Source organism: Acidobacteriota bacterium (assembly GCA_009691245.1).
Lineage (GTDB): Bacteria > Acidobacteriota > Terriglobia > 2-12-FULL-54-10 > 2-12-FULL-54-10 > SHUM01.
The window spans coordinates 1-19,295 of the sequence record SHUM01000033.1; the positions used below are offsets into that span (position 1 = coordinate 1).

The window sequence follows — 19,295 nt, forward strand, 5'->3', positions numbered from 1 at the left end:
CAAGGTGCCCCCTCCCTGGCGGTCGGGGCTCTGATCCGCGCGAAAAAACGAAAACCCCCACTCTGGAGAATGGGGGTTCCCGAATCTACTCCAGTGCAATTGCTATTGAGTTACTCAGGACGCAGCGTGATGACCACGCTCTTCGACATGGTGTAGTAGTTGAGCGCTTCCAGTCCGTGCTCCTGGCCGAGGCCGCTCTGCTTCCATCCGCCGAAAGGCATTTCGTCGAAAATGATCTGCGCCGAGTTCACCCAGGTGTAGCCGGCTTCCAGGTTCTCCGCCGCGTAGTGAGCCTTGTACAGGTCTGAACTGAACACCGACGAGCCCAGGCCGTAGATGTTGTTGTTGGCGCGCTCGACGGCTTCCTCGATATTCTTCACCCGGAAGATGGGCAGCGCGGGCCCGAAGCATTCGTCCTGCGCAAGCTGCGCGTCATCCGGCACATTTTCCACCAAGGCGGGCATCAGGAAATTACCTTTCTCGTACTCCTTGCCTTCGGGACGATTGCCGCCCACCAGCACGCGCGCGCCGCGCTTCACGGCGTCGGCGATTTGATCTTCCACTTCCTTGCGTTGTCCGTCGGTGTGCAACGGGCCGAGGCGGGCTTTCTCGTTGAAGCCATCGCCGATGGTGAGTTTCTTCACTTTGTCCACCAGCTTGCCGACCACGTAGTCATACACGGAGTCGAATACATACAGGCGCTTCACGGCGAGGCAGGCCTGACCGCAGTTGAAGAAGCGTCCCACGGCTGCCGCGCTGATGGCTTCGTCGAGGTTGGCATCATCGCAGATGATCATCGGATCGGAACCGCCCAGCTCCAGCGTTACATGCTTCAGCGTATCGGCTGCGGTGCGCATGACGTTTTTGCCGGTGTCGGTGGCGCCGGTGAAGGCGATTTTGTGAATCTTAGGATTCTCCAGCAATTCCTGTCCGACGCTTGACCCCGGTCCGGCGACCACGTTCAGCGTGCCTTCCGGCAGCCCGGCTTCAGAGAGAATCTGGCAGACGCGCACGGTGGTCAGCGGTGTGGTGCTGGCCGGCTTGATGACGAAGCTATTACCCGCAAGCAATCCGGGAGCCAGCTTGTTGCCGAGCAGCGAGACCGGGAAATTCCAGGGAATGATCGCGCCGACGACGCCGATCGGTTTTCGCAGCACCATGCCGAAGCGGCCTTCGGCGATGGGAATCTGCAGGCTGCGCAGGTTCTTTCCGAGTCCAGCGTAATATTCCATGGTGTGCTGGAAGCGGCGAATCTCCATGCGCGCTTCCTTGATGGGCTTACCCTGTTCCTTGGTGAGGCTGGTGGCCAGTTCATCAATGTGCGCCGCGATGCCGCGGGCGGCCTTGAACAGCGTTTCGCCGCGCTGAGCGGGCGAGACCTTGGACCATTTCTTCAGCGCAATCTCCGCCGCGTCCACCGCCATGCGAACATCTTCTTTATTCCCCTTCGATACCGTGTCTACCACGGTTCCGTTGGAAGGATTCATAACTTTTGTGGACTCGCCACTCTTTGATTCCAATTCCTGCCCGGCGATATAAAGCTTTGCCATTTCGCGTAACCTCTCTAAGTTTATTGGGTGTAAAAAGTGCTGGTCTCAATGAGTAATGGAAACCCCGCGCCATTCCAAAGTCCGGGATGACGCGGCTACCAAGGCAGGCTTATGCCCCTACGCACTGGTAGCCGCGTCAAGCGCATTTCTTGGCGCGGGCTTTTCCTGAACGCTATACCGGCCTGCTTACAGTCCGGCGTAAACGACGCCCTTGGGCTCGATGTAATAATCCAGCGCCTCGGGGCCGTGCTCGCGACCGATGCCGCTCATCTTCACGCCGCCGAAAGGCAGTTCATCATAGCCGTAGTGCAGCGAGTTGATCCAGGTAATGCCGGCCTGAATCTTGTTCGCCGCCTTGTTGGCGCGGGACAGGTCCTTGGTCCAGATGGAGGAGCCGAGGCCGAACATAGAGCTGTTGGCCAGGCGGATCGCTTCGTCCAGATCCTTTACCTTGAAGACGGGCAGGGCGGGGCCGAAGACTTCTTCTTGAACCAAACGCGAATCGTGCGGGACATCCACCATCAACGTTGGCTCGAAGAAATTCGAGGTCTTGAAGCCTGACGCAGCCTTGCCGCCGGCCAGAACTTTGCCGCCGCGCTTGATCGCGTCTTCCACTTGCTCCTGCACTTCGGCGCGCTGCGCGTCGGTGTGCAATGGGCCGATGCGGGTGTCCTTCTCGGTGCCCAGACCGACCTTCAACTTCTTCACCTTGCCCACAAGCTGTTCAACGAAGGCATCGTAAACGTTCTCAAAGACGTACATGCGCTTCACGCCCAGGCACTGCTGGCCGCAGTTAAAGTAGCGGCCCACGGCGCCCATTGACGCGGCGCGAGCGAGGTCCGCATCGTCGCAGACGATCATCGGATCGGAGCCGCCCAGTTCCAGCGTAACGCGCTTGAACGTGCGTCCGGCGACTTCCATGATGTGCTGGCCGGTGTTGGATGCGCCGGTGAAGGCCACGCGGCGAACCTTGGCGTTGGAGATCAACTCTTCGCCGACGCTCGAACCGGGGCCGGTAACGATGTTCAACACGCCCTTGGGCAGGCCTGCTTCATTCATCAGCTCGATCACGCGAATCGCGGTCATTGGCGTGCTGCCCGCCGGTTTGATGACCATGGTATTGCCCGCCACCAGTGCGGGGCCGACCTTGGTGCCCATCAGGGTGATGGGGAAGTTCCACGGCACGATGCCGGCGCAGACGCCGATGGGGCGTCGCATCACCAAGCCGAAAGCGTTCTTGTTCGGGAAGTCCGGCAGCGAAACATGGGCGCCGCGAACCTTGGTGGCCAGTCCGGCGTAGAAATCCAGGCCGTGCAGGAAGTGCTCAATCTCGGTCATGGCTTCGCTGACCGGCTTGCCTTGCTCGCGATTCAGCAGCGCCGCCAACTCCGGCACATGATGATGCACGGCGTCATGCGCCTTCGAGAGCAAACGCGCGCGCTCTTGTACGCCAGTGTCCGACCAGGCTTCAAACGCCGCATCCGCTGCGTCAATCGCGCGCTTGGCATCCTCCGCGCCGCCCTTTGGTACGAAGCCGACAAGCTCTCCGGTGGCGGGGTCGCGTACTTCCGAGACCGCGCCGCTAAGCGCGTCCACCTGCTCGCCGTTCACAAAATTCTTAAGTCTCAATCCAGTTGCTTCCGCTGTTGACATGAATCCTCCCTTAATCTTTCTGAAGTCTCTCTGATCTAGTCAAAACAAAATCTAAAACTTGAATTTTAACAGGTAACTCATTAAAAGTACTGGTGATATAACACCGTTATTTGCCTGTGTACTTGGCCTGCCGCTTCTGCAAATAAGCACTGACTCCCTCGCGGGCATCCGCGCTAACGTAAAGTTGCTGGAGCGTTTCGTGCTCGATCACGATGCCTTCGTGGATGCCGGTTTCGAGCGACATACGCGCCGATAGCTTGATGCGGCCCACGGCCATGGAGGCCTTGTTGGGTGGGCAGAACTGACGGGCGTAGGCCAGTGTCTCTTCCCAGAACGTGGCTGGTTCGTAAACGTAATGGAGGATGCCCAGGTCGAGCGCTTCTTCAAAAGCCAGCGCGCGGCCGGTGGCGATGATCTCGACGGCCTTGGCGTAACCGATAATGCGCGGCAGACGTTGCGTGCCGCCCACGCCGGGCTCGAGGCCAAGATTAATTTCAGGCAGGCCCAGACGCCCGCCATCGCGCTTGGCGACGCGGATGTCGCAGGCCAGCGCAATCTCAAATCCACCGCCCATGCAGTGGCCGTTGATGGCCGCGATCACCAGCTTTGGCGTCAGCTCCAGGCGCCGCGCGGTCTCCTGAGCGTGCAAGGAAAAGTAGTAGAAGTAGCTCGGCGATTTCTCGTTGAGCATCTTGATGTCCGCGCCGCCGCAGAAAAACTTGTCGCCTTTGCCGCGCAGGATGATGACGAACACCTCGTCATCCATGCGCGCCTGCAGGATGGCGTCATCCAGATCACGCATCATCTCATGGCCATAAGCGTGCGCCGGAGGGCTGTTCAATTCAATGATAGCCAGCCCGTTATCTACTGTGTAATCGACCAATTTTGCCATTCGCTTGCTCCTCGTTGAGATTAATGACGGACAGGAACGAACCTCTTCCGCAGCCGCTGGGCCGCAGTATCTCGCCTGATTCCATAGAAGTACGGTACGAAACATCCAAGAATATCACAGGAAGCTCAGGTGTGCCAGCGCGAATTCACATCCAATTCCGGCTTTGCAGAAATGCCCAAACTCCGGATTGCAAAGTGTGGGATAATTTCAGAATGCGGAGGCGATTCTCTTATGCCGGACTCTTGATTTTTTTGCTCCGAGCAACACTAATTCACGCTCAAACAGTTGAAAATCAGTGGCTGATTCTTAAGGTGGATACCCATTCGCGTGGACCGTACGGTAATCAGGAAGAAAAATCTTGTGTCCGGGTGTATTCAAACGGGAGCGTCAGCTACTCCAAGTGGTGGAGACCGTTGGACCGACTTATAGATGGTGATACAGGGAAGGAGATTAAGCAGAATCAGTCCTTTTCGTATTCCCTCCAATTAGAGCAGTGGGATGTAGCCGGGTTCGAAGAATTTCTGAAGTAAAATTACGTAAAAAGGATACCGAGCTTCTTTACCCCGCCGCACCCTCCTGTCGACTTTATCGAAACGATCACCCTTGAGATTCCATATGGCAAGGGGAAGTCTAAGACAATCGCCACAAGAGAATATTATGTTGCAAGCATGAAAGAAATGGTTCGATATCCATCTGCCCTAATACTACTGATGAATAAAATAGATGCAATCATGCAAAAAGCAATCGAAGGAAAAGCATCCACAGATATACCAGCTGATTGCAATTTAGCTTCCAGCACTGTGCCGTCAATTCCATAGACTAACGAATGTCAATCTGTGCGGGCATGCGGGCCCAGCCGGTGGTGCGGGCGAAGGCCTCGATTTCGATGAGCTGCGCGCGGGCCTGGTCGAGTGGGGAGGCCCACATTCTGGCGCTGCCGCGGGCGCGCTCCAGCAGCAGGTCGAGAAGCCGTTTGCGCTTGGGGAATTCGACGAGAAGCACGTCGTCGCCGGCGGCGATGCCGGATTTCTGCTTGATCATTTCAAGAGCGCGCTCCATGCCGCCCAACTCATCCACCAGGCCGTTGGCCTTGGCCTGCGTGCCGGTCCAGACGCGGCCTTGCGCGAGCTTGTCCACCTGCTCGGGAGTCATCTTGCGGGCGGCGGCGACCTTGCCAACAAACTTGTTATAGAAATCGGTCATCAGTGCACGCACGCGAACGCGTTCCTCTGGAGTATAGGGGCCGTAATCGGAGTCGAGGCGCGAGAAGTTGCCGCGCGAGATCACCTCTTTGTTGATCCCCAGCTTGTCGTAGAGGCCCTTCAGGTTGAACTTGCCGTAGACAATTCCAATGGAGCCGGTGAGCGTGCCAGCCTCGGCGATGATGGGATCGCCGGTCATGGCTAGATAATATCCGCCCGAGGCGGCCACGTCCGACATCGAGAATACGAGAGGTTTCTTCTTGCTGAGCAGATTCATGCGTCGCCAGATTTCATCAGACGCAAAGGCGTCGCCGCCGGGCGAATCAATGCGCACGATCACGCCCTTGATGTCGTCGTCTTCTTCGACATCTTTCAGCACCTCGCCCATGGTCTCCGCGCCGAGTGTCTTGCCACCCATTACAGGATTGTGAGATTCCTTGCCGGAGGTAATATCACCCACGGCATAAACGACCGCGATGCGCGGCGACTTGTTCTTGAGCGTGGGGGCGGTAGCAGTTCTATAATCTTCCACATCCACTTGCGGTGCGTCCTCTTCGCTCTTGCCGCCGGCAACTTCCTTCTCCACTTCGTCCGCGTAACGCAGCGCGTCAACCAAACCGGCCCGCTCGGCGCGGGCTGGCTCGAATGGGCCGGACTCTTCAATCAACTTGCGCATTTCCTCAACGGGCTTGCGGCGCGCCGCGGCGATGGTGGTCAGGAAGCCGCCATAGATGTCGTCCATCATGGACGTGGAGGCCTCACGGAAAGCCTCGCTCATCTGATTGGTCTTGAACACATCGGCGAAATTCTTGTAGGCTCCGATCTGTTCGAGGTCCGCCTGAACGCCAATCTTAGCCAGGCCATCCTTGAAGAACATTACCTCCATGCGGATGCCCTTGACGTCCAGAGCGCCCGCCGGCGAGAGGTAGAGTTTGTCGGCGACGCTGGCCAGATAGTATTCCCGAGAGCCTGAGACGCCGAGCAGCGCGGTAATCTTCTTGCCGCTGGTGCGGAAGTCAGCGAGCGCGCGGCGCAGTTGCTGGAGCTTGCCCCAACCCATTCCCAAGCGACCAGGCTGGAGCAGAATGCCAGTGATTCGATTATCGATTTTGGCGCGCTCGATGGTGCGGATTAACGACACCATGGTCATGGGCTGCCGCTCGCCGAGCAACTGTCCGGCGATGTCGGGCGAGACCTGTTCCGGGACATCGCCGGAAATATCCAGCACCAGCGTGGAATTTTCCTTGATGTTGGGTCTGCCGCTGCCATAGTACGCGCTGTAGAGGGTAACCAATGTGATCAGAGTAAAGGCCAGGGAAAAGCCGGTGAGCAATCCAAAGAACCACTTCTTCACAAGAACCTCTCAATTCGTATCGCTACACCCGCGAGGGCGCCTTGCTCACGGGAACCTGTTCCGTAATTTTGATGCCGTAAGCCTCCAGCGCGACTACTTTGCGCGGATGATTGGTCAGCAGGCGGACGGTTTTTAATTGCAGATCGGAGAGAATCTGCGCGCCGATGCCGCTCTCATGCTGGACACGCCGCGCGAACTCTGGTTCATTCTCTGCCGGGACGGGACGCGCATGGGAGACAATGCGCGCGGGCAATCCGTTCTCCGGGTTTTCGATATGGAAGCCCATGCCGCTCTGGTGGAGATAAAGCAGCACGCCGCGTCCTTCCTTGCCGATGCGCTCCAGAGACTGATGCACCAGCGTGTGGCACTGGCAGCGCGTGGAGGCGAAAACATCGCCCAACAGGCAGTGCGAATGCACACGGACCAGGACGGGGGTGTCGCCAGCGATGGCGCCCATTACCAGCGCAATGTGCATTCCTGCGTCCACGTCGGATTCATACGCGATCATGCGGAACTCGCCATACTCAGTGTCGATGACGGACTCGGCCAGGCGGCGAACGTAGCGCTCTGTCTTCAGGCGGTAGCGGATCAGGTCGGCGACCGAGACCATCTTCATGTTGTGCTCGCGAGCAAATATTTCGAGTTGCGGGAGTCGTGCCATCGTGCCGTCGTCGTTCATGATCTCGCAGATCACACCGGCGGGGACCATGCCGGCAAGGCGAGCCAGATCCACTGAAGCCTCGGTCTGCCCAGCGCGCACCAGCACACCCCCGTTGCGCGCGCGCAGCGGTGGTATGTGTCCGGGACGCGCGAGATCAGCCGGCTTACTGGCCGGGTCAATGGCTACTTGAATCGTGCGCGCGCGGTCGGCGGCGGAAATGCCTGTGGTGGTGCCCACTTTGGCGTCAATCAATTCGCAGAAGGCCGTGCCGAAGGTTGCCGTGTTGCGCGTGGTCTGCAGGGGAATTTGCAAGTGGTCGAGGCGCTGCTCAGTCATGGCCAGGCAGATGAGGCCGCGGCCATGCTTGGCCATGAAGTTAATGGCCTCCGGCGTAATGCTCTCGGCGGACATGGTCAAGTCGCCTTCATTTTCGCGGTCCTCATCATCGACCACGATTACCATGCGACCGGCCTGGAACTCGGCAATGGCCTCTTCAATGGTGGCTAGTGGTGATCCGTATGCCCTGGCATCACTCATGTTCAAAGTCCTTCCTCGATTCACTCTTTCCCTTGCCTTTAAAAATTATAACGCGTTTGACGGGCCGGTGGTGGCGCTCTTGGTGAGCTAGTCCACGATGGGGCTTAAGTGGAGCAGGCATTCCTGCCTGCCCTCCAGGGACAGGTCTGGAGACCTGTCCCTAGCAGGACATTAAGTTGACGGCATCGGACGTCACTCCTACAATGGGATTTCGATTAAAGGGGACCGTGACTCGATCCTGCCGCTTCGGTCTGAATTTATGCTGCGCTTTTACAATACGCTCACCGCACGCACCGAGGATTTTGTTCCTCTGGAGAATCGCAAGGTGCGCATGTACATCTGCGGGCCGACGGTGTATGGCTTCGCGCATATCGGCAATTTCCGCACCTTCTTGTTTGGCGACATCCTGCGCCGCCACATCCGTCACAGCGGCTACGACCTGCTCCACGTGATGAACATCACCGACGTGGACGACAAGACCATTCGCAACTCCATTGCCGCGGGTCTCTCGCTGCGTGATTTCACCGACCAGTATATTGCCGCGTTCAATGAGGATTGTCAGCGCCTGCGCCTGGAGCAGCCCGAGCTGGTGGTGCGTGCCACCGATCACATTCAGGAGATGGCTCACGCTATCAAGCAGCTTCAGGACAAGGGCTTCACTTACACCAGCGAAGGGTCCATCTATTACCGCATTGCCAACTTCGCGAATTACGGCAAACTCTCGAAGATCGACGTAGAAGGAATGATGGCCGGGGCGCGGGTCGATAACGACGAGTATGAGAAGGCGGATGCACGGGACTTCGTTCTCTGGAAAGCGCCGAAGGAAGGCGAGCCGTTCTGGGAGACCGAGATCGGGCCGGGTCGTCCGGGCTGGCACATTGAGTGCTCCGTGATGGCCGGCAAATATCTCGGCGACACATTTGACATTCACGCCGGCGGGGTTGATCTGGCGTTCCCGCATCATGAGAATGAGATTGCCCAGTCGGAGGCTCTCACCGGCAAACAGTTCGTGCGCTACTGGCTGCACGCCGAGCATCTGCTGGTGGATGGCCAGAAGATGTCGAAGTCGCTCGGCAATTTCTACACGCTGCGCGACCTGCTCGACAAGGGCTATGCGGCGGAGTCGATTCGCTATCTGCTGTCCTCCGTCCCTTATCGCAAGCAGTTGAATTTTACGTTGGAAGGGCTCCGGCAGGCAGCAGCGGCGATTGAGCGTCTGCGCAACTTCCGTTTTCGTCTGGCGAATTCGGATATTCCCGAGGGTGTTCATCTGGAAATTCAGGCGAAGGCAGCGGCATTTCCCTCCGCGATGCGTACTGCCCTCGACGATGATCTGAATACGGCGGCGGCGCACGGCGCGCTGTTCGAGCTGGTGCGCGATGCCAATACGGCGATCGACGCGGGTCAACTCCGCAAGAGTAATATTGCCGGACTGCTTGCGGCGATTGACGAATGGAACATCATCTTTGACGTGATGCCGATCGAGTCCGAGATCGGGGCGGGGAATTCGAATGGCCGGTTGAGCCCGGAGCAAGTGGAGGCCCAGCTCGCCGCGCGATTGGATGCGCGCAAGCAGCGGCAGTTCGCGCTCGCCGACCAGATCCGCGATGATCTCATCGCGGCGGGCATCATTATCGAAGATTCAAAAGGCGGATCGCGCTGGCGTTACAAGTGATTGGATGCCTGAGCGGTAGCTGATTCGTGTGAGCGGATGGGATTATGCAGATGCCGTTAGCGATCTCACCTGCCAGATTGTGGCGAAAAATGGTTCGCGCCGCGTCGCTCGCCCGTTTGCGTCGAGCGGGCTTGACCACCGCGAAAGCCCGGCTGGGTCGGGCAGGCGAAGAAGCGGCCTACTGGCATCTTCGTGAGCAGGGCTTCGTGATGGTCGCGCGCAATTATCGTCCGGAAGGACTAAAGGGCGAGATTGATCTGATCGGCTGGGAGGGCGGCACATTGGTATTTGTGGAAGTAAAGTCGCGCAGCCGCACCGATCTGCAAGCTCCCGAAGCCGCCGTGGATCGTGCCAAGCAAGGCCATGTGCTGGCAGCGGCGCGACAGTACCGGCACCATGCGCGGCAGGAGTCGGCTCCGGTGCGATTTGATATTGTCAGCGTCGAGTATTCCAATGAGAACGCTACGGACGCGCCGCGCATTCAACATCTCCGCGAAGCTTTCCGATAGATCAAGAGAGAATCAGCTCTAGGGAGTTTCCTTGCCTGAGTTGCGCAAAGACCCCATCACCGGACGCTGGGTGATCATCGCCACGGAGCGCGCCAAGCGGCCCACGGATTTTCTGCGCGAGCCCTCCACCCACGCTCACGGAGACTTCTGCCCATTTTGTCCCGGCAACGAGGCGAAGACGCCGTCGGAAATTCTGGCCTATCGCGGGAATGGCTCCACGCCCAATTCGACGGGCTGGACCGTGCGCGTGATCCCCAATAAATTTCCGGCGCTGGGCATCGAAGGCGACTTGGGTCGCATGGGCGAAGGACTGTTCGACAAGATGAACGGCGTGGGCGCCCATGAAGTGATTATCGAAACGCCCGAGCACGAAGGCACCTTCAGCCGGCTTACTGAAAAAGGGTTGGAAGATGTACTCTGGGCTTATCGCGACCGCATTGTGGACCTGCGCAAGGACCGCCGCTTCCGCTATATTTTAATTTTCAAAAATCACGGCGAAGCAGCAGGCGCGTCGCTGGAACACCCGCATTCCCAGTTGATCGCTCTGCCCATTGTGCCCATCCGCGTGCGCGAGGAAGTGGATGGCGCCAGGCAGTATTACTCGCTCAAGGAGCGTTGCATTTTCTGCGACATGATCCGCCAGGAGATGGATTCCAAGGTGCGCGTAGTGGATGAAAACGAAAGCTTCGTAGTCATCGAGCCCTATGCGCCGCGCTTCCCCTTTGAGACGTGGATATTGCCCAAGGTGCATGAGTCGCATTATGAAAATGGGCAGATGCGCGAGTTTCAGAATTTGTCGCGGGCGCTCAAGAAGCTGGTCTCGCAGATGGACCAGGTGCTGGAGCGGCCTGCCTATAATATGGTCATACACACCTCACCCGTGCAGGAGCTGACCAGCGCGCACTATCACTGGCATATAGAACTGATGCCTAAGCTGACCCGCGTCGCTGGCTTCGAGTGGGGCACTGGGTTCTACATCAACCCCACCCCGCCGGAAGAGGCCGCGCAGTTTCTGCGCAACGCCGAGATCTAACAGGCTGCCGATAAACTCTCCAGAGATGTCTTTCCGAAGCTCGGCGTATTTTGCCGGGCTGAGGAATCTGTTTTTGTTTTAGCAGTACGGGACAAAAGCAGATTCCTCGCTCGGCTCGGAATGACAAAGAAAAACAGTAATTCAGCAATCCTAAGCAACAGGGACTACTTGCCCGGTTGCCTTGTCATTGAGGTGGCTCAATACGATAGTGGGAGATAGGAGTGGAGCGGCGGCGCGAATGTGGAATTTCATTAGCAGATAAGGAAAGTAGCCGAAGAAGTTGCACTTGCCAACCAGGTCTCCCATGGTTGCGTAGGTAAAAAATGAATGGTGGTCCTCGTTCTCCAGAGTGGCCATCGGGATTCCCAACCGCTCGATTATGCGGAAAACCCAGAAGCCCTGGTTGGGCGTGGTCATCACCAGTTGGCCGCCGGGCTTGAGGATGCGCTTGAACTCCGAGACCGTAAAGGCCGGATTGAGCAAATGTTCGATGACTTCGGTACACCAGATCAGATCAAGCGAACTTTCAGCGAACGGCAGCTTCAAGTTGACGTCGACCTGAGTCGCGCCTGCGTAGTGAGGCTCGATATCGCAGGAGTCCACAGCATAGTGTTTCTCCTTGAGCCGTTCCGACCAATAGCCATCGCGGCAACCTACATCTAGCGCTGTTTTTTTCGCGCCCTCGCCGACCAACTGGTAGGCGATCAACTTTCCCTTCGTCGTATAACGAAGTTCGTATTGGCCAAAGTCGAGGGGAAATTTCTTGAGTTGGCGAACGATAGTTCTTAGCATTCGGTTTTCGCTGGTTGCTCCCTGATTTTCCACACTATACACCAGCGACAGGCCCGTTGTAAAAATAGGTTAGGATAGAGTGTTTGGTTGTGAGGCATAGACGGCTGCATGGAATCATTTCGTGAAATCCGAGTGCGCGTTCCGGCCTCCAGCGCGAATCTGGGACCGGGCTTTGACGCGCTGGGCCTTGCCATGGGCCTTCACCTGCGCTGCACGTTGCGACCCTCGTCTCAAGGATTACGGATTGCTGCGCAGGGAGCGGCTTCGGAAGGCATTCCCGCTGATGCCAACAACCTGATATGGCAAATATTTTCCAAGCGGGCTGGGCCGCAGGCGGGACAGAACTTTGAATTAGTGATTGAGAATGATATTCCGCTTGGTCGCGGCTTAGGCAGCAGTGCCGCCGCCGTTCTCGCCGGGCTGGCTCTGGCGAATGAGGTCAATGGTGGAGGGGGCGAGGGACAGACGCGGCAGAACCTGATCGAGCGGGCGACGGAGATCGAGGGGCATCCTGATAACGCCGCCGCCGCCGTGATGGGTGGCTTCGTGGCCAGTTGTCAGACGGAGTCCGGAAGCGTGTTGGCGCTGCCCTGCGCCGCGCCGGATAATTTTGAGGCGCTGCTGGTGATCCCGCAGTTCCAGCTATCCACCGAATCGGCCCGTGCCGCTCTGCCGGGGCAGTACGCGCGCCAGGACGCTGTGTTTAATGTGCAGCGCGTGGCGCTGCTGCTGGCCGCGTTGCAGAATGGACGAATTGACCTTTTGGGCGAAGCCATGCGCGACCGCATCCATCAGCCCTATCGCGCCCCGCTGGTGCCGGGCTTCGAGGAAATACTCAAGTTGCGAAATATCCCCGGGCTGCTGGGGACGGCGTTGAGTGGGGCCGGCCCCAGCGTGCTGGCGTTTTGCCAACCGCTGCCGGGCAACTCCGCACAGGACGCACCTGCTGCCGCCATCCAGGACTGCTTCAGGAAGAATAATGTGGAATCAAGCGCCGTGCGGCTGCCGATAGACCATGATGGCATTGTCATTGAGAGGAGCTCGTAACTTCCGTGGACTCACCTGTGTCTCACAGCCCATCGTCGCCGATGCCCAGAGTTTCGTCGGATCGCCCCAGCGGACACTTGCGCTGCATTGAAACTTCCTGCGCCGCCACGTATTCTCTCGACGACACGCGCTCGGAGTGCGCCAACTGCGGCAACCTGCTCGATGTGATCTACGAACACGCCGCCGATCCGGAGGCGCTCAAGCGGCTGTGGCGTGAGCGCAAGATGTCGCTCGATCCGCGCGATCTGAGCGGAGTCTGGCGCTTCCGCGAGATCATTCCATTCCTGCGTGAGCAGGATCAGGTGGTGACGTTGCGGGAAGGGAACACGCCGATCATTGAGTCGAAGCACGCCGCCGCCTATGCCGGTCTCGACTCCATCGGCTTCAAGCATCAGGGCTTCAACCCCACCGGATCGTTCAAGGATAACGGGATGACCGCGGGCGTCACCAAAGCGTTGAACCTGGGGCGCAAGATTGTTGCCTGCGTCAGCACGGGAAACACTTCGGCATCGCTGGCGGCCTATGCCTCCTATGGCGGGCTGCATGCCGTGATCTTCATTCCCGCCGGCCAGATCGCCGCGGGCAAGCTGGCTCAGTCGCTGGAGTACGGCGCCATCACCATTCAGGTGGAGGCCAATTTCGACGGGACATGGAAAGTCGTGTCACAATTCGTCGAGCAAGCCGGCGTTTACTTGATGAACTCGGTGAACCCTTACCGCATTGAGGGACAGAAGACCATCGTGGTGGAGATCATGGAGCGGCTCAATTGGGAGCCGCCGGACTGGATCGTGTTGCCGGGCGGCAATCTCGGCAACTCCTCGGCCTTCGGCAAAGGGCTGCGCGAGATGCTTGAAATGGGGCTGATTAAGCGCATGCCGCGGCTGGCCATTATTCAGGCCGAAGGCTCGGCGCCTTTGCACCAGCTATTGTGCAAAGCCCGCGCCGAGGGCCGCGCGCCGCTGAGTTATCCCGCGCCCGTAGTCGCTGATCCCAGGACGCTGGCCACTGCGATCAAAATTGGCGCTCCGGTTTCCTGGCGCAAAGCGTTGCGTGAATTAGAATCCACCAACGGCGTATGCGAATCTGTAAGCGAGCAGGAGATTGCCGACGCCAAGGCCGTCATCGGTCAAGCGGGCATCGGCTGCGAACCGGCTTCCGCCGCCAGCCTGGCGGGAGCCAGGAAGCTGGTCGCCGCCGGAATCATCAAGCCTTCGGAGCGTGTGATTGGAGTCCTCACCGGCAACATGCTGAAGGACCCCATGTACTCACTGGCGTACCACGAAGGAACTCTGTCCACTCACGACGCGGACGGCGACCGGCGCATTGTGCCGCGTTTTCCCAATCGTCCCGTTGTGGTGCCTCCCGATCCTGCCGCGATCATGAAAGCGCTGGAGTCGGTTCGCCAGCGAGGCTAGAAAATCTGCATAGTTTTGGTGAAGAGAGCACGGGCTCCCATCGCAAAGGAGCCACCACCGGAAGGCAGCGGTCGAGCGCCGTCTGGCGTGCTCGTTGAGCAACCACTCTCTCTGGTAGCGGCCCTGTTTCGCCATTCGTGCGATCCGCAACCACTCGGTCCAGTCGGTCCTATAGGTACGGTTAGGACGGTAAGCTAAAAATAACCTCCTGATTTTCTAATATCCTTCTCACCACAATCCGATAGAAACTTTGAGCAAGGCCCTGAAACGGTTTGAGTCCGCTCCGGCCGCCCTGCTGCAATCATTGCAGACGGATGCATCTGAATGGGAGATGGGTAATCGTATGAAGGCACATAACTGGGGAATCCAGGCTACATCCATATCCGGCTCCTACGCAGAGCCCTCGGCATTCGCCGCCAATTGGTGGGATGGCGTGCGAGCGCTGCCAACGCTTCCTTCCGTTCTCTTTCGCTTCCTTGGGCTGGTGGGAGATTCACGGAATACTGTGGAGGAGATTGCAGAATTTGTCTGTCAGGACCCTGCCCTGCTAGCCCGCGTTCTTCCCGTGCTTCCTGAAGGATTCTCCAGTGTCGATGACAAGCCTCTGCGTCAGGCCATCAGTTCGCTTGGACGTGATCGGTTGCGGGCGCTGGCGCATACCACTCCCTTGGTCCGATCCCTCGACACAGCCTGTTCGGGGTCTTACGCCGCGACGCTGTGGGAGCGTTCCTTGCTGTGCGCCACTGCAGCGCAGGCGGCGGCCAGTTTCCTGGGACTCACTCGTCCCGAGCGCTACTACGTTGGCGGGTTGTTACACGACCTAGGGTATCTGGTCGCCCTGCAGAAGCGGTCAGACTTGTTTACTTCCGCCCTGAGGCTCTGGACACGGCGGCCTGCCGGATTACTGGAAATGGAAGCGGAGACTTTTGGCGCCAATCACTGTGAGATTGGAATCAGTGTCGCCAGGCAACTCCAGATTCATCCTTGGTTTTACCCTGCGATCGCATGTCATCACACTCCTGCGCTGGACGGGGATCAAGTGAGCCGAATCACCGCACTGGCATCGGCGTTCTGTAGTTGGCAAGGGCTGGATCTATTTCCCAAGCAGTTGTTCTCCACTCACTCATTCACCACAGGCTTCCGGGAACGCGAAGCGCGCACCCGCGAGATGCACGAGATACTGCGCGGCCTTGTCCCACAGTTACTGGAGATAGACCGGCACCACCTGTTGGCCAGCATGTTGAGTACGGTGCGCCCCACCCGCGCGGCTTTCCGCGAGAGTTTCATGGATCGGTTCGTGGCCGGGGAAAGCTGGACTCATATCTATCGATACGCACAAGCCGCCGAGACCATCGCAGCGGTGGCATGATCGAAATTACGGTGCCGATTACTTCCGAATCACCTAACCAAACGCAAGGTGTCGCAGACACTGGTTGCCTTCCTGCGGAAGGCCAGCGGAGTCGAGAATCAAAATACCATCTGCAAAATAAATCGCGGCCAGGTTCGCCGGTAATGGCTTGGCCTGGCCGCTAGTATTTGGATAGTACGCGTGAAGTCATCTCACGCTATGCAGTCTCGTACAAATGTTCCATAGAACAATTCGAGATGCTAATAAGCTCTCAAAAAAAGGCTCCGGACTGAAGCACATCTGATGAAAACCTTACTTCTTGCCGGTGGCGCGGAAGTTGGCCCAGCGCTTTTTTGCGGCGTCGGCGATGCGGCGGCGGCCTGCGGCGGATAGCTTGCGGCGGCCGCTCTTCTTGCGCCCTGCCTTTGTCGGGGCAGCGGCAAATTTTTGAGCGTTGACACTTTTCAGCAGGCGAATCGCCTGATTGATTCGCTCGACGTCACGTTCCAGCTCACGTATTGCTGTCTCGATTCCAGTAGTCGGCATTCTGATTCCCTCCTAGTTTGTAATCCCAATAATCCAAGGCACAGTTAGAATACGAAAAATAACTATAAAGTTAGTCTCTCTATTCCGCCTCACTTCGAGGTTACAAGCGAATTCAATATAGTGTCAACAGTCTGGCTAAGAATAAAGGATTGCGGAATGCAACTTTCAATTCCGTATTCTGGATGCGGCGACTTCGTTTCCTACCAGTCAATCAGTGGAGATTCAAAAATCACTTCGGTCCCCGGTGCGGTCACATCTCCCGTTGCTTCGGCGGTGACAAAAAGGATATATTTCCGCCGCGGAGTGAGTGTCTCAATACGAGCGACTCTCTTGTCATCCACTCGCAATTGCCCCGTATTGACCGCATGCTGGCGGTCGGCATCGGCCACCCAAAGCACATAGCGAGTGTGTTGTGGATGCAATGCGGAAGGGTCCGGCACGTTGGAGAGCTTCACCTCCAGCCGGTTATTTCGGTCGTAAGTCAATTCTACTTTGATGGTGCCAACGCCGCCGCGCGCCAGAGCGGTTGGCCTGAACTTAACTCCTTTTGCGCAACCCATCCCGAATAGGGTAGCTGCCATGAGTAGGTAGGCTATTCGTGCGCCCTGGCATCTGTTTACTGAAGACATTCGTGGCCTCAATTGCAGTATATCCCACGCGCGCATGGAATCGCCAAGCGGAGACCTGCCGGGAAGAGTGAGCGGATGTGTGCGATATCAATCTCAGAGGCAGCACAGAGGCAGTCAAGTGGCAGCCAAGGGGCTGCTTAGCTGACGAGCCGTAAGCATGCCGTTATCATTAAGCATCGGAAAGGCCTTCCTGGTGGTCCGCTTCTTTCTCGCCTTCTTTCCGGACCTTGGCCAACAACTCATCGAGTTCCGCGGACTCGAAGATTTCCCGGCAATCTAGGCATTCGAAAAACTTGCCGTTGGCGTCTTGTGAAATCACTTCCACGCGCGCGTGCGAGCAGGATTGGATGGGTGGTTGGGTCATAGGTGAACAAACTCCGGGGTGAAATAATCTTCGGATATTGGGTATTGCCTGAAATGGGCAGAGGAATCCCTTTGAATTGCTAATGGCTTACGAGGTATGAGGGACAAGGCCGGTCCTGTTTTAAATCGCATCATCGCTAAGTAGCCGCATCGTGGCCTGAGAGCAGGCCCTGAGACGATATTCTAAACCGCTGGTGGCCGTTGTCAAGTGTCGCCATCTCCCACCAGAGCAAGGTTTCATGGGAGTGAACATGGGAGTGAACAGAGAAGCGCAATTCCACCGGGCACCTAACTTGGCGGGCACCGAAGAGACTGGTATGGCATGGCGTGGAAAAAACTGATATAATTCTTTGTTTGAGCCAGACGTTTGATGAGGCGCAGATGCATCCCAGGCGCTGCCACCTCGTGGCAATTGGCCAGTCGGATGCTGGGCTGGTCCGGCATCCATGCTGGACATCAGATTAAGTCGGGAGGCAATACCCACCGTGGCGACAACGACAACGAATGCCGGACAAGTAGTGCAGATTCTCGGCCCTGCCGTAGACGTGCTTTTTGCCGAGCAGCATCTGCCGAGTATTCATAACGCTATTCTCGTGGTTAGTGAAGGCTTCGATGTGCCGGAACCCATCAACGTTACGCTGGAGGTCCAGCAGCATCTCGGCGAAGGCCGCGTGCGCTGCGTGGCTATGGAGCCCACCGACGGCATGGTGCGTGGCATGAAGGCCATCGACACCGGTGCGCCCATCACGGTTCCGGTGGGACGCCAGACGCTGGGTCGCGTCATTAACGTCCTCGGGCGCCCCGTTGATAAGATGGGCCCGATCAACGCCACCACCACCTATCCCATTCACCGTCCCGCTCCGGCCTTTGATCAGCAGAACGTCAATCAGGAAATGTTCGAGACCGGCATTAAAGTCATTGACCTGCTCGAGCCGTACCTCAAGGGCGGCAAGACCGGTCTGTTTGGCGGCGCCGGCGTGGGCAAGACCGTCATCATCATGGAGTTGATCAATAACATCGCGCTCCATCACGGCGGCTTCTCCGTGTTCGCCGGCGTGGGCGAGCGCACCCGTGAAGGCAACGATCTGTGGCTTGAAATGCAGGAGTCCGGCGTGATTGATCCCAAGAATTGGGAGAAGTCCAAAGCCGCTCTGGTCTATGGTCAGATGACCGAGCCTCCGGGAGCGCGCCTGCGCGTGGGCCTCACCGGCCTCGCCGTCGCCGAGTATTTTCGCGATGAAGAGGGTGCCGACGTGCTCCTGTTCATCGACAACATTTTCCGCTTTACGCAGGCCGGCTCGGAAGTTTCCGCGCTGCTGGGACGCATGCCTTCCGCCGTCGGTTATCAGCCGAACCTGGCTAGCGAACTGGGCGAGTTGCAGGAGCGCATCACTTCCACCAAGAAGGGGTCGATCACTTCCGTGCAGGCCATCTACGTGCCCGCCGACGACTTGACCGATCCCGCTCCGGCCACCACGTTCTCGCACTTGGACGCCACCACCGTGCTGTCGCGCCCCATCGCCGAGCTGGGCATCTACCCTGCCGTCGATCCGCTGGCTTCGACCTCGCGCATTCTTGATCCGCGCATTCTGGGCGAGGAACACTATCGTGTTGCCAAGGCCGTCAAGGGCGTGCTGCAACGCTATAAGGATTTGCAGGACATCATCGCGATCCTGGGCATGGACGAATTGTCCGAGGACGACAAGCTGGCCGTCTCTCGCGCCCGCAAGATTCAGCGCTTCCTCTCGCAACCATTCTTCGTGGCCGAGCAGTTCACCGGCATTCCTGGTAAATACGTGAAGCTTGCCGACAGCATTCGCGCATTCTCCGAGATCGTCGAAGGCAAGCACGACAACCTCTCCGAGCAGGCCTTTTACATGGTCGGCACCATCGAAGAGGCCATTGAGAAAGAGAAGCGTCTCGCGTCCGGCGGCAAGTAAGCGTGTTCGCCGAACTTGCTACTCTCTGTATGGGCGACCTGTTTTTTTGCGTTGTCGTCCTGAGCGTAGCGAAGGACCTGTTGTTCGGATGAGTCTGGTATCAGATTGTCACAAGGGTAGGATCGAAGGGTAGGATCGAAGTCATTATG

General features: G+C 57.9%; 16 protein-coding genes. 7 read left to right on the forward strand and 9 right to left on the reverse strand.

What is annotated here, in order from left to right; all coding sequences use genetic code 11:
• Positions 1-110: 110 nt before the first annotated feature.
• The 5 genes from EXQ56_09215 to ribB form a co-directional block, all read right to left on the reverse strand.
• Positions 111-1,550, reverse strand: coding sequence for an aldehyde dehydrogenase (locus EXQ56_09215; GenBank protein ID MSO20622.1), 1,440 nt, complete (start codon positions 1,548-1,550; stop codon positions 111-113).
• Between the two features lie 186 nt (positions 1,551-1,736).
• Positions 1,737-3,203 carry an aldehyde dehydrogenase gene (locus tag EXQ56_09220; protein ID MSO20623.1) on the reverse strand — a complete coding sequence of 489 codons (1,467 nt, stop codon included), beginning with the start codon at positions 3,201-3,203 and terminating at the stop codon, positions 1,737-1,739.
• A 106-nt stretch (positions 3,204-3,309) separates the two neighbouring features.
• Entirely contained in the window at positions 3,310-4,095 is a 786-nt protein-coding gene (locus tag EXQ56_09225) for an enoyl-CoA hydratase/isomerase family protein (GenBank protein ID MSO20624.1), read from the reverse strand.
• Between the two features lie 819 nt (positions 4,096-4,914).
• Positions 4,915-6,651 (reverse strand): signal peptide peptidase SppA, encoded by a 1,737-nt coding sequence (gene sppA / locus EXQ56_09230; protein ID MSO20625.1) that lies wholly within the window; start codon positions 6,649-6,651, stop codon positions 4,915-4,917.
• Between the two features lie 22 nt (positions 6,652-6,673).
• Complete coding sequence (gene ribB, locus EXQ56_09235; GenBank protein MSO20626.1) at positions 6,674-7,849, reverse strand: 3,4-dihydroxy-2-butanone-4-phosphate synthase; 1,176 nt, start codon at positions 7,847-7,849, stop codon at positions 6,674-6,676.
• Positions 7,850-8,108: 259 nt separating this feature from the next.
• Here ribB and EXQ56_09240 point away from each other — a divergent pair, with 259 nt between their 5' ends.
• From EXQ56_09240 to galT, 3 genes are read left to right on the forward strand one after another with little or no spacing between them, the layout of a single operon-like run.
• Positions 8,109-9,524 carry a cysteine--tRNA ligase gene (locus EXQ56_09240; GenBank protein ID MSO20627.1) on the forward strand — a complete coding sequence of 472 codons (1,416 nt, stop codon included), beginning with the start codon at positions 8,109-8,111 and terminating at the stop codon, positions 9,522-9,524.
• Between the two features lie 44 nt (positions 9,525-9,568).
• Positions 9,569-10,033 (forward strand): YraN family protein, encoded by a 465-nt coding sequence (locus tag EXQ56_09245; protein MSO20628.1) that lies wholly within the window; start codon positions 9,569-9,571, stop codon positions 10,031-10,033.
• A gap of 31 nt (positions 10,034-10,064) precedes the next feature.
• Positions 10,065-11,066 carry a galactose-1-phosphate uridylyltransferase gene (gene galT / locus EXQ56_09250; protein ID MSO20629.1) on the forward strand — a complete coding sequence of 334 codons (1,002 nt, stop codon included), beginning with the start codon at positions 10,065-10,067 and terminating at the stop codon, positions 11,064-11,066.
• 150 nt (positions 11,067-11,216) lie between these two features.
• Here the strand turns inward: galT and EXQ56_09255 are convergent, their stop codons facing one another.
• Positions 11,217-11,858, reverse strand: coding sequence for a methyltransferase domain-containing protein (locus EXQ56_09255; GenBank protein ID MSO20630.1), 642 nt, complete (start codon positions 11,856-11,858; stop codon positions 11,217-11,219).
• Between the two features lie 108 nt (positions 11,859-11,966).
• Between EXQ56_09255 and EXQ56_09260 the strand changes: the two genes are divergently transcribed.
• From EXQ56_09260 to EXQ56_09270, 3 genes are all read left to right on the forward strand, one after another.
• A complete protein-coding gene (locus tag EXQ56_09260; GenBank protein ID MSO20631.1) occupies positions 11,967-12,905 on the forward strand; it encodes a homoserine kinase in 939 nt (312 codons plus the stop codon).
• Between the two features lie 41 nt (positions 12,906-12,946).
• Positions 12,947-14,320: a threonine synthase gene (gene thrC, locus EXQ56_09265; protein MSO20632.1), complete on the forward strand. Its 1,374-nt coding sequence runs from the start codon at positions 12,947-12,949 to the stop codon at positions 14,318-14,320.
• Between the two features lie 250 nt (positions 14,321-14,570).
• The gene (locus EXQ56_09270) at positions 14,571-15,689 is read left to right on the forward strand and encodes an HDOD domain-containing protein (protein ID MSO20633.1); all 1,119 of its coding nucleotides are present in this window, start codon (positions 14,571-14,573) and stop codon (positions 15,687-15,689) included.
• Positions 15,690-15,980: 291 nt separating this feature from the next.
• Here EXQ56_09270 and EXQ56_09275 read toward each other — a convergent pair whose 3' ends face one another.
• The 3 genes from EXQ56_09275 to EXQ56_09285 form a co-directional block, all read right to left on the reverse strand.
• Positions 15,981-16,214: a hypothetical protein gene (locus tag EXQ56_09275; GenBank protein MSO20634.1), complete on the reverse strand. Its 234-nt coding sequence runs from the start codon at positions 16,212-16,214 to the stop codon at positions 15,981-15,983.
• Positions 16,215-16,414: 200 nt separating this feature from the next.
• A complete protein-coding gene (locus EXQ56_09280; protein MSO20635.1) occupies positions 16,415-16,795 on the reverse strand; it encodes a hypothetical protein in 381 nt (126 codons plus the stop codon).
• A gap of 217 nt (positions 16,796-17,012) precedes the next feature.
• On the reverse strand, positions 17,013-17,207 hold the full coding sequence (locus EXQ56_09285; GenBank protein MSO20636.1) for a hypothetical protein: 195 nt from the start codon (positions 17,205-17,207) through the stop codon (positions 17,013-17,015).
• Between the two features lie 445 nt (positions 17,208-17,652).
• Here EXQ56_09285 and atpD point away from each other — a divergent pair, with 445 nt between their 5' ends.
• The gene (gene atpD, locus EXQ56_09290) at positions 17,653-19,146 is read left to right on the forward strand and encodes a F0F1 ATP synthase subunit beta (protein ID MSO20637.1); all 1,494 of its coding nucleotides are present in this window, start codon (positions 17,653-17,655) and stop codon (positions 19,144-19,146) included.
• Positions 19,147-19,295: the final 149 nt, after the last annotated feature.